This window comes from Dactylosporangium sp. CS-033363 (genome assembly GCF_050942475.1).
Taxonomy (GTDB): Bacteria; Actinomycetota; Actinomycetes; order Mycobacteriales; family Micromonosporaceae; genus Dactylosporangium.
Genome location: NZ_CP192032.1, coordinates 9,009,389 through 9,023,155 on the forward strand (window position 1 = coordinate 9,009,389; position 13,767 = coordinate 9,023,155).

13 protein-coding genes are annotated in these 13,767 nt (G+C 72.9%); 6 read left to right on the forward strand and 7 right to left on the reverse strand.

The features are described from left to right. Nucleotides 1-63: 63 nt before the first annotated feature. The 3 genes from ACQPZ4_RS41470 to ACQPZ4_RS41480 form a co-directional block, all read right to left on the reverse strand. On the reverse strand, nucleotides 64-612 hold the full coding sequence (locus ACQPZ4_RS41470) for a sigma-70 family RNA polymerase sigma factor (protein ID WP_433048987.1): 549 nt from the start codon (nucleotides 610-612) through the stop codon (nucleotides 64-66). A gap of 1,097 nt (nucleotides 613-1,709) precedes the next feature. Then, entirely contained in the window at nucleotides 1,710-2,231 is a 522-nt protein-coding gene (locus ACQPZ4_RS41475) for a hypothetical protein (RefSeq protein ID WP_433048990.1), read from the reverse strand. A gap of 10 nt (nucleotides 2,232-2,241) precedes the next feature. Next, the gene (locus ACQPZ4_RS41480) at nucleotides 2,242-3,258 is read right to left on the reverse strand and encodes a potassium channel family protein (RefSeq protein ID WP_433048993.1); all 1,017 of its coding nucleotides are present in this window, start codon (nucleotides 3,256-3,258) and stop codon (nucleotides 2,242-2,244) included. Nucleotides 3,259-3,335: 77 nt separating this feature from the next. Here ACQPZ4_RS41480 and ACQPZ4_RS41485 point away from each other — a divergent pair, with 77 nt between their 5' ends. From ACQPZ4_RS41485 to ACQPZ4_RS41510, 6 genes are all read left to right on the forward strand, one after another. Beyond that, nucleotides 3,336-4,484 (forward strand): polysaccharide pyruvyl transferase family protein, encoded by a 1,149-nt coding sequence (locus ACQPZ4_RS41485; RefSeq protein ID WP_433048996.1) that lies wholly within the window; start codon nucleotides 3,336-3,338, stop codon nucleotides 4,482-4,484. Continuing rightward, nucleotides 4,481-5,896, forward strand: coding sequence for an FAD-dependent oxidoreductase (locus ACQPZ4_RS41490; RefSeq protein WP_433048999.1), 1,416 nt, complete (start codon nucleotides 4,481-4,483; stop codon nucleotides 5,894-5,896). Before ACQPZ4_RS41485 ends, ACQPZ4_RS41490 begins: the two co-directional genes overlap by 4 nt. Before the next feature lie 31 nt (nucleotides 5,897-5,927). Continuing rightward, complete coding sequence (locus ACQPZ4_RS41495) at nucleotides 5,928-6,545, forward strand: FMN-binding negative transcriptional regulator (RefSeq protein WP_433049002.1); 618 nt, start codon at nucleotides 5,928-5,930, stop codon at nucleotides 6,543-6,545. A gap of 134 nt (nucleotides 6,546-6,679) precedes the next feature. Beyond that, nucleotides 6,680-7,621, forward strand: a complete 942-nt coding sequence (locus ACQPZ4_RS41500) for a hypothetical protein (protein ID WP_433049005.1) — start codon at nucleotides 6,680-6,682, stop codon at nucleotides 7,619-7,621. A 9-nt stretch (nucleotides 7,622-7,630) separates the two neighbouring features. After that, nucleotides 7,631-8,278: a 4'-phosphopantetheinyl transferase family protein gene (locus tag ACQPZ4_RS41505; protein WP_433049008.1), complete on the forward strand. Its 648-nt coding sequence runs from the start codon at nucleotides 7,631-7,633 to the stop codon at nucleotides 8,276-8,278. After that, on the forward strand, nucleotides 8,275-8,841 hold the full coding sequence (locus tag ACQPZ4_RS41510) for an HD domain-containing protein (protein WP_433049011.1): 567 nt from the start codon (nucleotides 8,275-8,277) through the stop codon (nucleotides 8,839-8,841). The genes ACQPZ4_RS41505 and ACQPZ4_RS41510 overlap by 4 nt, the downstream gene beginning before the upstream one ends. A gap of 66 nt (nucleotides 8,842-8,907) precedes the next feature. On the opposite strand, the gene ACQPZ4_RS41515 is transcribed toward ACQPZ4_RS41510, so the two are convergent. From ACQPZ4_RS41515 to ACQPZ4_RS41530, 4 genes are read right to left on the reverse strand one after another with little or no spacing between them, the layout of a single operon-like run. Further along, nucleotides 8,908-10,254: a rhamnulokinase gene (locus tag ACQPZ4_RS41515; RefSeq protein ID WP_433049014.1), complete on the reverse strand. Its 1,347-nt coding sequence runs from the start codon at nucleotides 10,252-10,254 to the stop codon at nucleotides 8,908-8,910. Beyond that, nucleotides 10,251-12,254, reverse strand: a complete 2,004-nt coding sequence (locus ACQPZ4_RS41520; protein ID WP_433049017.1) for a bifunctional aldolase/short-chain dehydrogenase — start codon at nucleotides 12,252-12,254, stop codon at nucleotides 10,251-10,253. The genes ACQPZ4_RS41515 and ACQPZ4_RS41520 overlap by 4 nt, the downstream gene beginning before the upstream one ends. Next, nucleotides 12,251-13,429, reverse strand: a complete 1,179-nt coding sequence (gene rhaI / locus ACQPZ4_RS41525; protein WP_433049020.1) for an L-rhamnose isomerase — start codon at nucleotides 13,427-13,429, stop codon at nucleotides 12,251-12,253. The genes ACQPZ4_RS41520 and rhaI overlap by 4 nt, the downstream gene beginning before the upstream one ends. Next, entirely contained in the window at nucleotides 13,426-13,749 is a 324-nt protein-coding gene (locus ACQPZ4_RS41530) for an L-rhamnose mutarotase (protein WP_433049023.1), read from the reverse strand. Before ACQPZ4_RS41530 ends, rhaI begins: the two co-directional genes overlap by 4 nt. Nucleotides 13,750-13,767 lie beyond the last annotated feature (18 nt).

Sequence of the window (13,767 nt, forward strand, 5' to 3'; positions counted from 1 at the left end):
TCGGATCGCGCAGCGGTACGCGAGCGGCGGAGCGGCAACGGGCAAGTCATGCGGCGGAAGGCTTCATCCGGCGCGGGAAGCGGCAATCGCGGCAACGAGGTCGGCGCGGGCCCGGGCCACGCGGGAGCGGATGGTGCCGACGGGGACGTCCTCGATCTCGGCAGCTTCCGCGTACGAGATGCCGAGGACCTGTGTCAGCACGAACGCCACCCGCCGCTCGGCCGGCAGTGCCGCAACCAGCGCGTTCGTGGCGTGCAGCCCGGCGTGGTCGCCCTCGGCCAGCGTCGTGGGCTCGCCCACGACCCGGGCCTCGAGCCGCCGCGCCCGCACGGCCGCCCGCACCTGGTCGGCGCACGCCCGCCGCGCGATGGCCAGCACCCACGTGCGCGCCGAGGAGCGGCCGGCGAACTCGGGCAGCGCCCGGAACGCCCGCAGGTACGTGTCCTGGGTCACGTCATCGGCCTGCCCGACCCCAACCAGCGCCGCCACGAACCGCCAGACCTCCGCCTGCGTGGCCCGCACGAACGCCGCCGCGGCCCGCTCGTCGCCCGTGCGCGCGGCCAGCAGCGCCTCGGTCGCCGGGTCCACCTCGCCGTTGGCCTCAGCAGTCACGCAGCGAGCCTAGCGCCCCACCCTGGAAACACTCCTTCCGCCTCACCAGGGTGTAGCCCGCGCAACGTCCGGACCACCCGGCCGCCGCCGCCCGCCGACCCCGATCCGCCTCGGCATCCGCGCCCGAGCCGGCAACGACACCACAGCCAATCGGGCGGCGCCCGAACTCCGACCTGAGCCATCGATGCACGCCACCGTCTTGGGGGCACCGCCACGAAGACGCGCGCCGCCGGCGCCGCCCGCGCCGTCCAGGCCTCGCGACTCGGCCCGCGCGCAGGAGAAGTCCGCCGACCCCGCCCGCGACTTCGAGCGCAGGGTGTGGAACTTTCCGACGCCCGCATTGGACCACCGGAGCCCGTGCCACCGAGGGCCCGATCGCCACGAGCCGGGCTAGTCCGAGGCGCCGGGCCCCCACCGCGGGCCGGATCGCCGCAACGAGCTAGCTCACCGCAACGAGCCGGGTCGCCGCCCGGGGGAGCAGAGCCACCGTCCGGAGCAGCCCCAACGTCCAGAGGAGCCGGGTCCCCGCCCGGAGCCGCCGCACCGCCCGGAGCCACCCCACCGACCGGAGAGGCCAAATCGCCACCCGGAACCGCCGCACCGCCCGGAGCCACCCCACCGACCGGAGAGGCCAAATCGCCACCCGGAACCGCCCCACCGCCCGGAGCCACCCCACCGACCGGAGAGGCCAAATCGCCACCCGGAGCCACCCCACCGCCCGGAGGAGCCGGATCGCCAGCCGGAGGAGCCGGGCCCCCGCCGGAAGCCGGGCCGCCACCACCATCACCCCGAGCGGAACCACCCCCACCAGAGCCCCGCCCCGCCCGCGCATCGCGCTGCGCCCACCCAGCCAAAACCTCCGCCGACGCCGCCTCCCGGTCCAACAGCGCCAACCGCTCCGCCTGCCGAGCCTCCAACCCCCGCCGCCGAGCCTCCGCGAACGAGGCCCGCCCCGCCGCGCGCCGGGAGCGGCGGAGCCGGTGCTCGGCCAGCATCGTCTCCAGCCGGTCGCGCCATTCCGCCGGTCCTTCTGCTGCCAGCACCCCACTCATGCGGCCAGATTAGAACAAGGGTACGACAGAAATCGCGACCCAAGATCAAGAGCGGCGGGACAAGTAGACAGCCAGGCCCGCGCCCAAGACGACCAGGGCGCCCAGCGTGATCCACAGCGGGGTCAGGCTGCCGCCGGAGGACGAGGGGGCGGGGGGAGCCGAGGTGGCCGGGATCAGGCAGGCGACCTCCGTCGGCTGCGCCGTGGCCGCGGGGTCGGCGACCTGGATCAGGGCCTGGCAGTGGCCGTTCACCGGGGTGCCGAGGTCGATCGCGACGCGCCACGAGCCGGGGGTCAGGGTGCCGCTGTACGTCTGCGTGCCACGCTCGTCGCCGGTTTGTCGCAGTACCGACGGAGCCACGGAAGCGGCCGAAGCGCTGTTCGCGGCGGTCATGGTGACGGCGGTGGGCTCGTTGATCGGGTGGCCGTCCTGCCACTGGGCGGTGATCCACACGGAGCCGTGGCCGTCGGAGTGGATGGTGACGGACGCGCCGCCGTGGGCCTGCGCCGGAGTGGCCATCAGCAGCAGGAGCACCACGGCGGACAGGATCGTTCCCACGCGCGCCACGCGTGGGAATCTACGGCATGTTGGGGATCACTTCGGGGCGGTCGTCGCGCACGTAGACGATCATGTCGCCCGTCTGGATGGCGGTGCCCTCGGGGTCGGCGAGGGAGAGGACCTTGCCGCGCCGGAAGAGGGCGATGACGAGCTCCTTGAGCTCGCGCGGGGCCGTGCCGACCTCGTCGCGGCGGGCCGAGCGCATGGCCAGGGCCATCCCCTGCCCGGGCGTGAGCAGGTCCTCGACCACCTCGATGAGCGGCGGCGCGGTCGTCGACAGGCCGAGCAGCCGGCCGGCGGTCGCGGAGGACACGACGACGTGGTGGGCGCCGGACTGGCGCAGCAGCGGCGCGTTCTCGGCCTCGCGGACGGCCGCGATGATCGAGACCTTGCCCGCCGTGAGCTGCCGGACGGTCAGCGTGACGAGCACCGAGGCGTCGTCGCTGTCGGTGGCGATGATGACGGCCTTGCACTCCTGCACGCGGGCCTCGACCAGGATGGCCGAGCGCGTCGCGGAGCCCTCGATCGCCACGAGCCCGTCGGCCGTGGCCTGGCGCAGCGCGGCGCGGTCGCTCTCGACGACCACCACGCTGGTCTTGTCGTAGCCGTTCTCGAGCAGGGTGCTGACGGCCGCGCGGCCCTTGGTGCCGTAGCCGCACACGATGACGTGGTTCTTCACGCGCTTCCTCCACCGCTGCAACCTGAGGTTCGTGCGGTACTGATCGGTCAGGACTTCGAGGGTGGTGCCGACCAAGATGATCAGGAACAGCACGCGGGCCGGGGTGATGATCAGGATGTTGACGAGACGGGCGGACTGGGAGATGGGGGTGATGTCGCCGTAGCCCGTCGTCGACAGCGTCACGACGGCGTAGTAGAAGCAGTCCAGCAGCGACAGGCCGTCCTCGTTGACGTCCCGGTACCCGTTCCGGTCGATGAAGATGACCGCGACGATCACGCAGACCAGGCCGACGGCGAGGCCGAGACGGGCACTGATCGCTCGCAACGGACCGCGTCGTACAGCCGGAAGGTGGATCACGAAATCCACCATAAGGGTCGGGTGTGACAGTTTCGCTCGTGGGTAGTGGCGCGCATTCCGGCGACGGGAGGGGCGTCATGTCCGAACACGGTCCACGGGTGGGAGTCCTCGGCTCCTACGGCGGGTACAACCTCGGCGACGAGGCGATCCTGGCCAGTCTCCTCTCCGACCTGCGGGCCAGGCGCCCGGACGCCGATGTCCTCGTCTTCTCCCGGGACCCCGACCACACGGCCAGGGAGCATCCCGGCGTCGCGGTGGCGCCGTGGGAGGGCGTCGGACGCGACCGCACCGCCGAGGCGCTCGGCCGGCTGGACCTGCTCGTCCTGGGCGGCGGCGGCATCCTGTACGACACCGAGGCCCGCCGCTACCTGCGCGTCGTGCGCACCGCGCAGGAGCAGCGGGTCCCCGTGTTCACGTACGCCATCGGCGCCGGCCCGCTCACCGAGGAGCTCGACTGCCGGATGGCCCGCGACGTGCTCGGCGCGGCCACGGAGCTGACGGTGCGCGACGAGGAGTCGAAGGTCGCGCTGGAGGAGGCGGGCGTGACCGCGCCGGTCACCGTGACCGCGGACCCCGCGCTGCTGCTGCAACCGGAGGAGTTCGACGCCGCGGTACTGCACGACTCGCTCCCCCCGGGCCGCCGCGTCGTCGGCATGAGCGTGCGGGAGCCGGGCCGCGCCGCGCAGCACCTCGCCGCCGACGAGTACCACCAGCTGCTCGCCCAGGTCGGCGACTTCATCGTGCACCGGCTCGACGCGTCGCTGGTCTTCGTGCCGATGGAGCGCTCCGACATACGGCACTCGCACGCAGTACTGTCGCGGATGACGGCGGCCGAGCACTGCCGGGTCCTCAACGGGCAGTATCGCCCCGGGCAGATCCTCGACCTGATGCGCCATCTGGACCTCGCGGTCGGCATGCGGCTGCACTTCCTCATCTTCGCGGCTCTGGCGGGGGTACCGCTGCTCGCCCTGCCGTACGCCGGCAAGGTTTTCGACTTTGCGCAACGCATCGGTGCACCCGTTCCGCGCGGGGTCGTCCGGGAGGCGGCCGGGCCGCTCATCGCCCAGGTCGACCGGCTGTGGGACGAGCGCCCGCAGCGGCAGGAGGAGACCGCCGCCCGGGTCGCCGCCCTGCGCCAGCGCGCGACGGAGACCGGCCGCCGGCTGGGTGCGCAGCTCGATCGGCTGTCCCCGCTGACGGAGCGGGAGCCGGTGGTGAGCGCATGATGAACGCCCTCGAGCAACCGCACGGGATGCCGTCGGTACAGCTCCCGCCCCGCAAGGCCACGCACGGCGGACGGGCGGAGGTGCTGGTCGTCGGGGGTGGACCGGCCGGCATCGGCGCCGCGACCGGCGCGGCCGCGGCGGGTGCCGACGTGGTCCTCGTGGAGCGCTACGGGTTCCTCGGCGGCAACGCGACGGCCGCCCTGGTCATGCCGCTGATGAGCTTCCACAACGAGATGAAGCAGGCGGTCGGCGGGGACGACAACCGGCTGCTGCCGACCGACCACGGCGAGGGCGAGCCCGTCGTCGCCGGCGTGCTGTGGACCCTCCTCGACCACCTGGTCCGGGCCGGGGGTGCCACGCCGCCGGACCCGAGCACCGGCTACACCGTGCCCTTCGACCCCGAGCTGTTCAAGCTCGTCACCTACGACATGCTGGCCGGCTGCGGCGTCCGGCTCCTGCTGCACGCCTTCGCCTCCGACCTGATGCCGCTGCCCGACGGCGGTTCGCGGGTCGTGTTCGAGACGAAGTCGGGTCCGGTCGTGCTCGACGCCGACGTGGTCGTCGACTGTACGGGCGACGGCGACCTCGCCGCCGCGACCGGCGCGCCCTACGAGATCGGCCGCCCCGACGACGGCCTGACCCAGCCGATGACCCTGATGTTCCGGATCGGCAACATGGACCGCGCGGGCTTCCTCGAGTACGCCCACGAGCACCCCGACCAGTGGAAGGGCGTGCACGGCCTGTGGGACCTGATCCGCCAGGCGCGCGACGCGGGCGAGCTCGACCTGCCGCGCGAGGACATCCTCTTCTTCGCCACGCCGCACCCCGACGAGGTCTCGGTGAACTCGACCCGGGTCGGCGGCCTCGGCATCAGCGTGTGGGACCTGACCCGCGCCGAGCTGGCCACGCACCAGCAGCTGGCCCAGATCGCGCGGTTCCTGCACACGCGCGTCCCGGGCTTCGAGCACTCGTACGTCATGCAGAGCGGCGTCCAGGTCGGCGTCCGCGAGACCCGCCGCGTGCTGGGCGACTACCAGCTCACCGGCGAGGACGTGCTGAGCGCCCGCTCGTTCGACGACGTGATCGCCCGCGGCGCGTACCCGGTCGACATCCACAACCCCAACGGCCCCGGTACGATCCTGCGCCGCCTGCCCCAGGGCTGCTCCTACGACATCCCGCTGCGCACGCTCCTCCCCCGCGACACCGACGGCCTGCTCGTGGCGGGCCGCTGCATCTCCGGCGACCACGTGGCCCACAGCTCGTACCGCATCATGCCCATCTCGATGGCCACCGGCCAGGCCGCGGGCGTGTGCGCGGCCCTCGCCGCCCACGCGGGCAAGCCGCCGCGCGAGATCCCGGCGTCGCAGGTCCAGCGCGTCCTGCGCGCCCAGGGTGCCAGCCTCCCGACCTGATCGCTTGGCCCCGCATGGCACGCTGGCAGCCGTGCTGGTACATCCATGGGACGCGCCCATCGACGAGTCCGAGTGGCGGCGGTGGCTTTCCGCGCACGACTTCGGGCAGCTGATCGCCCCCGGCCGCGGGCGGGACCTGCCGGTCGTGGTGCCGACCCATTTCTCGTACGACGGGGCGGAGACCGTCTGGCTGCACCTGGCGCGGCCGAACCCGGTGTGGGCCGCGCTGGACGAGCGCCCGCGGGCGCTGCTGACGCTGGTCGGCGACTACGTGTACGTGCCCTCGGACTGGAACGCCAAGCCGGGCACCGATCCGCTCGACGGGGTGCCGACGTCGTACTACGCGGCCGTGCAGCTGTCGTGCGACGTGCGCGTCGTCGACGACCCGGCCGAGAAGGCGGCCATCCTGCGGCGGCAGCTCGCGCAGTTCCAGCCGGCGACCGAGCGCTCGCCCGTGCTGCCGACCGATCGCAACCTGCCGGGGATTCGCGGCATCGAGCTGACGATCACCGCGGTGGCGGGCAAGTTCAAGTACGGCGGGAACCGTACCGCCGAGCACCGCCACGAGCTCGCCGGACACCTGGCCGAGCGGGGCGGGCCGATGGACGCGGAAGCTCGCGCGCACCTGTTGCGCCGCCTCACCCCCTGACACCCCAAATGGGTGGTTCGCCGAACGGGGCTGTGCTCATGGGCACGATGCGTCAGGATCGATGGGTGGCGACGACCGTCTCTGAACGTACCGCTGTCCGCCGGCCGGTTTCGAGCGCGCGGCGGGATCTGATCGTGGCGCTGGCGTCGGTCTGGCTGGCCGGCGGGCTGTTCATGGACGGGTGGGCGCACACGCACGTGCCGTCCCTCGAAACGTTCTTCACGCCCTGGCACGGGGTCTTGTACAGCGGGTACGCCGCCCTGGCGATCAGCCTCGTGCCGGCCCGGCTGTGGCGCGGCCGCCCCGAGGGCCCGGTGCAGACCTGGGTGCCGGCCGGCTACGGGCTCGGGCTGCTCGGCGCGGTGCTCTTCGCCGTCGGCGGGGCGCTCGACATGACCTGGCACATCACGTTCGGGATCGAGGTCAACCTCGAGGCGCTGCTCAGCCCGCCGCACCTGCTGCTGCTCACGGCCGGGTCGCTGATGATCGCCACCCCGATCCGCGCCGCGGCCGCCAAGCGCGAGGCCGCCTCCATCACCAACGACGTGCCGGTGCTCATCAGCGCCGTCAGCGGCACCTCCGTGGCCGCGTTCTTCCTCGACTACCTCTCGCCGTTCACCGACGCGCCCGCCGCCAACAGCGGGTACGGCAACGGGCAGGCGTTCGGGCTGGCGCAGTACCTGACGTACACGATGCTGGTGCTCGTCGCGGTGCTCTTCGCCTGGACGCGCCTGCGGCGGGTGCCGTTCGGGCTCGTCACGCTCGTGGTGGCCGCGGCGTCGGTGCCCAACGGGGTGTTCGACGACTTCGAGAACCTCTCGGCGCAGCTCTGGCCGCTGCTCGGGGCGGTCATCGCCGACATCGCGGTGCAGGGCGTGGCGGCCCGCCGGCCCGACCTGGTGCCGCTGGCGATCGGCGCCGTGGTGCCGATGATGGTGTGGACCACGCACCTCGTCGGGGTGCAGCTCTCCCTGGGCGTGGCCTGGTCGCTCGAGCTCTGGAGCGGGGTCGTCGTGCTGACCGCGCTCGCCGGTTCCGTACTCGGCGGCCTGTTCCTGACGAAAAAGCCCGGTTAAAGTCGCGGGGTGCAGGACCTGTTGCCGGACTGGGTGGCCGTCGAGGTCGCCGGCGAGGCCGACTACACGGCCGAGCTGCTCCCCGCCGAGGCCGCCGGCCTCAGTCCCCGGGCCGTGGAGAGCCGCCGCCGCGAGTTCACCGCCGGGCGCAGCTGTGCCCGGCGCGCCCTGGGCCGGCTCGGCGTGCACGGGCATCCGCTGGTGCCGTCGGAGAACCGGGCGCCGCTCTGGCCCGACGGCACGACCGGCAGCATCACGCACACCGGCGGGTACTGCGCCGCCGCCGTCGCGCTGCGCAAGGACGTGCGCGCGATCGGGATCGACGCCGAGCGCCGCACCGTCCTGCCCACCAACGTCCGGGGCGCGATCTGCCTGCCCGAGGAGCTCGCCTGGTGCGACCGCCGGGGCGACGAGGACTGGTGGCCGGCCGTGCACTTCTCGGCCAAGGAAGTGGTCTACAAGCTCTGGTCGCCGCTCGTCGGCACCTGGCTGGACTTTCTCGACGCCCGGCTCACGATCGACATCGCGACGCAGTCGTTCGAGGCGGAGATCCTCCCGGAGAAGTTGCGGAAGTCGCCCGGGGCGCCGAGCCACTTCCGGGGTCGCTTTCACACCGCCCCCGACCTGGTCAGGAGCGCCGGAGTCAGCACCGCATGAACACGCTCGACCAGGCGCTCACTGAGCCCGGGCTGCGGCCGTTGCCGGAGGCCGCCGCCGAGCTCCTACGCCGGGTCGGGGCGCCGCCGCGGCTCGGTGCCCATCTGCGGGCCGTGCACGATGTTGCCGTACAGATCGTCGACCGGGTCGGGGCCGAGGTCGGCGTGGACCGCGACGCCGTGCTGTTCGGCGCGGCCACCCACGACTTCGGGAAGGTGCGGTTCCCCGCCGAGCTGTCCGGGCCCGGTGCAGAGCACGAGCCGGCCGGGCAGGAGCTGCTCCTGGCGCTCGGGGTCGAGGCCCGGCTGGCCCGGTTCGCCGCGCTCCACGGGCAGTGGGACCGCGCCGGCGCCACGCTCGAGGAGCTGCTCGTCACGCTGGCCGACAAGGTCTGGAAGGGCCGGCGCGAGCACGGCCTCGAGGAGCAGGTCGCGCAGGTCATCGCCGCCGAGCGGGGCGAGCCGGTCTGGTCCGTCTTCATGCGCCTCGACGACGAACTCACCCGCATCGCCGACGGAGCCGACGCGCGGCTGGCGTTCCAGAACCGGTTCCCGGCCGCCTAACTCATGATCTAGAACATCCGTTCTAACCATGCCGTCACCGTACCGCAGGGCTACGACAATTTCCCGTCAGGCGCGCGGTTCGTACCGTGTGATCGGTTGTGTCGCCGCCAGCAGCGCCCGCATGTCGGACAAGTCGGAATCGACGACACCCAACGTCCGCGCCTGCACCAGAATGTTCCCCAGCGCCCCCGCCTCGACCGGCCCGGCGAGCACCGGCAGCTCACAGGCGTCCGCCGTCAGCTGGCACAGCAGCGCGTTCAGCGACCCCCCGCCCACCATGTGCACGACGTCCACGGACACGCCCGCGAGCCGGCGCGCGTCGTCGACCGCCCGCCGGTACGCGAGGGCCAACGAGTCGAGAATGCACCGCGTCATCTCCACGGGCGTCGACGGCACCGGCTGCCCAAGAGCACGACAGGCGGCCGCGATCCGCCCCGGCATGTCCCCCGGCGCCAGGAACGCCGGATCGGTCGCGTCGACGACGCTGCGCCGCGGCTGCGCGGCAGCGGCCCCGGCCAGCAGCGCGTCGAGCGGCAGCGACCACTCCCGCATGCACTCCTGCAACAGCCACAGCCCCATGACGTTGCGCAGGTACCGCACCGTCCCGTCGACGCCGATCTCGTTCGTGAACCCGGCCTCGTACGACTCGCGCGTCACCACCGGCGCGGCCAGTTCCACGCCGACCAGCGACCACGTCCCGCACGAGATGTACGCGAAGTTCCCGGCCCCGGGCACCCCGGCCACCGCCGACGCCGTGTCGTGCGAGGCCACCACGGTGACCGGGGTGCCCGAGTCCCGGATCACGCCCGCGGCGGTCCCCGGCGCGCGCAGCGGCGGCAGCAGCGACTCCTCGATGCCCGCGAGCGCGAGCATCTCCGGCGCCCACCCACCGCCGCCGGCCGCGAGCAGGCCCGTCGTCGAGGCGTTCGTGAGCTCGGTCCCCTCGACGCCCGTCAGGAAGTACGAGAGCAGATCGGGAATCAGCAGAAGACGCCGCGCCGCGGAGAGCTGCGCGCTCCCCCGCGCCGCGACCAGCTGGAACAGCGTGTTGAACGGCAGCGTGGCGATCCCGGAGGCCGCGTAGAGCGCGCGGCCGTCGAACCGCGCGGCCACCCCGTCCGTGCGCGCGTCGCGGTAGTGGACGGGGTTGCCGAGCAGCGCGCCGTCGGCGTCGAGCAGGCCGTAGTCCACGGCCCACGAGTCGATCCCGACGGAGTCGACCGGGCCGGCGGCGCGCAGGCCGTCGAGGACGCCGCGGTACAGCGCCAGGATGTCCCAGTGCAGCGTCCCGTGCACGGACACCGGATCGTTGGCGAAGCGCGCCACCTCGGCGAAGGTGATCGCCGAGGACGACACGTCCGCGACGATCACCCGCCCGTTGGAGGCCCCGAGGTCGACCGCCGCGATCCTCATCGCAGGAACGCCGCCGCGACCCCGGCGTCGACCGGGACGTGCAGGCCCGTCGTCAGCGACAGCTCGCCCGCGGTCAGCGCGAACACCGCGTCGGCCACGTGCGCGGGCAGGACCTCGCGCTTGAGCAGCGTCCGCCGGGCGTAGAAGGCGCCGAGCTCCGACTCCGGCACCCCGTAGACCGCCGCCCGCTGCGCGCCCCAGCCCGAGGCGAAAATGCCCGAGCCCCGGACCACCCCGTCGGGGTTGACGCCGTTGACGCGGATCCCGTACTCCCCCAGCTCCGCCGCCAGCAGCCGGACCTGATGCGCCTGGTCGGCCTTGGTCGCCCCGTACGCGACGTTGTTCGGGCCGGCGAACACCGCGTTCTTGCTCGCGATGTACACGATGTCCCCGCCCATGCCCTGTCTGATCATGGCCCGGGCGGCCTCCCGCGCGACCAGGAACGAGCCGCGCGCCATGACGTCGTGCTGCAGGTCCCAGTCGGCCGCGGTGGTCTCCAGCAGCGGCTTGGAGACGGACAGGCCGGCGTTGTTGACGACCAGGTCCACGCCGCCGAAGGCGAGCACGGCCGCGTCGACGGCGGCCCGTACCGCCGCCTCGTCCGTCACGTCGACGGTGACCGGGATCGCCACGTCGCCGCCGCCGATCTCGGCCGCCACCTTCGCCGCGGCGCCGGCGTCCCGGTCGGCCACGACGACGCACGCGCCCTCGGCGGCCAGCCGCAGCGCGATGGCCCGCCCGATGCCGGAGCCGCCGCCGGTGACCAGCGCGATCCGGGTCGCGAGCGGCTTGGGCTTCGGCATCCGCTGGAGCTTGGCCTCCTCCAGCGCCCAGTACTCGATCCGGAACTTCTCGGCCTCGTCGATCGGCGCGTAGCTGGAGACGGACTCGGCCCCGCGCATCACGTTGATCGCGTTGACGTAGAACTCGCCGGCCACGCGGGCGGTCTGCTTGTTCGCGCCGAACGAGAACAGCCCGACGCCGGGGACGAGCACGATCGCCGGGTCCGCGCCGCGCATGGGCGGCGAATCCGGGGCCGCGTGCCGCCGATAGTACTCTTCGTAGTCGATCCGATACTGCGCGTGCAGTTCCCGGATGCGTTCCTCGGTGCCGCCGCCGGCCTCGAGTACCATCGGGCGCACCTTGGTCCGCAGGAAATGATCGGGGCACGACGTTCCGAGCCGCGCCAGCTCGGGCATCCGCGCCGATCCCACGAAGTCCAGCACCACGTCGTCGTCCCGGAAGTGGCCGACCTGCCGCCGGTCCGTGGACACGAGCCCCCGCAGCAGGGGCATCAGCGCGGCAGCGATATCCCGGCGATCCTCCAGCGGCGCGTGCACCCGCGCGCCGAAGGGTTCGGAGCGGCCCTTCGAAGCCAAGAATGCCGCAGCGGTACCGATCATGCTCAGCGAATTCCGCTCGCACTCCTCCGACGTGGCCCCCCACGCGGTGATCCCGTGCCCGCCCAGGATCACGCCGATCGCCTGTGGGTTGGCGCGCTGGACGGCCGCGATGTCCAGGCCCAGCTGGAACCCCGGGCGCCGCCACGGGACCCACAGCACGCTGTCGCCGAAGCACTCCTTGGTCAGCGCGGGCCCGTCGGCCGCGGTGGCCAGGGCGATGCCGGCGTCGGGGTGCAGGTGGTCGACGTGCGGGGCGTCCACGAGCCCGTGCATCGCGGTGTCGATCGACGGCGCCGCGCCGCCCCGCCCGTGCAGGCAGTAGTCGAACGCGGCGACCATCTCGTCCTCGCGCTCGACGCCCGGGTACACGCCGGCCAGCGCGCGCAGCCGGTCGAGCCGCAGGACGGCGAGCCCGGCGGGCGTGAGCGTGCCCAGGTCGCCCCCGGAACCCTTGACCCACAACAGTTCCACCGGGCCGCCGGTGACCGGATCGGTGTCAGTGCCCTTGGCCGACGTGTTCCCGCCGGCGTAGTTGGTGTTGCGCGGATCGGCGCCCAGCCGGTTCGAGCGCGCGATCAGCTCGTCGGGCGTGCTCACGCGCCCCACCCGGCCTGGGAACCGCCGACGCGCTCGGCGACGATCTTCTCCAGGTAGCCGGAGCGCTTGTACGCGCCGATCGGGTCCGGGTCCAGGCCCATGTCCTCGCGGATCGAGCGCAGCAGCGGCCGCACGTCGGTGTTGTACGCGTCCATGAGCGCCTCGTTGGCCTCGAGCACGTCGCCGGACTCCTGGGCCGCGCGCAACGCCGCGTGGTCGACCAGCAGCGCCTTGGCCGTGGCCTCCTGCACGTTGAGCACCGAGCGGATCACGGCCTGGATCTTCGGCTCGATGTTGTGGCACTGGTCGAGCATGAACGCGATCCCCGGGGCGGCGACCGCGTCCGCCAGCACGATCTCGTGCATGATCCGGAACAGCTGGAACGGGTCGGCCGCGCCCACCATCAGGTCGTCGTCGGCGTAGAAGCGGGAGTTGAAGTCGAAGCCGCCGAGCCGCCCGGCCCGCAGCAGCTGGGCCACGATGAACTCGATGTTCGTCCCGGGCGCGTGGTGGCCGGTGTCGATGACCACCTGGGCCCGCTCGCCGAGCGCCACGCAGTGCAGGTAGGCGGTGCCCCAGTCCGGCACGTCGGTCATGTAGAACGCGGGCTCGAACAGCTTGTACTCCAGCAGGATCCGCTGGTCCTCGCCGAGGCGGTCGTAGGTCTCGCGCAGCGCGGCGGCGAGGCGGTCCTGGCGGGTGCGCACGTCGTCCTGGCCCGGGTAGTTGGTGCCGTCGGAGAACCACAGCTTCAGGTCCCGCGACCCGGTCAGGTCCATGATGTCGACGCACTCCAGCAGGTGCCCGATCGCCTTGCGCCGGATGCCCGGGTCGGGGTTGGTCACGCTGCCGAGCTTGTAGTCGTTGTCCTGGAACACGTTGACGTTGATGGTGCCGGCCCGCACGCCCAGCTCGGTCGCGTGCCGGGCCAGGTCGGCGTAGTCCTCGACGAGGTCCCACGGGATGTGCAGGGCGACGCTGGGCGCCACGCCGGTGAAGCGGTGGACCTGGGCGGCGTCGGCGAGCTTCTCGTACGGGTCCCGGGGCACGCCCTCCTGCGGGAACACCTTGAACCGGGTGCCCGAGTTGCCGTACGCCCAGGACGCCGTCTCGATCCGCTGTTCGCGCAGCCGCGCCGCGACACGCGCCCGCGTCTCCGGGGCGAGCTCAGTCATTGCAATGCTCCAAGCTGGTGCTCCAGGTTGAACACCTCGTCGAGGACGACCAGCTGCCGCCCGTGGGTGAAGAACTCCGCCATCTGCGCCTCCCAGCGCGCGGACACCGCGGTGGCGTCCATGGCGGCCTGCGCGGCGGCCAGATCGCCGGTCAGCAGCGTGCCGACGAGCAGGCCGTCATCGCGGAGGAAGAGCTGATAGTCGTGCCAGCCGGCGTCGCGCAGGGCGACGAGCATCTCCGGCCAGACCTGGGCATGGCGGCGCCGGTACTCCTCCAGCCGCTCCGGCTTGACCTGCAACGTGAAGCAGACCCGGCGCACGCCATGCCCCTTTCGGTC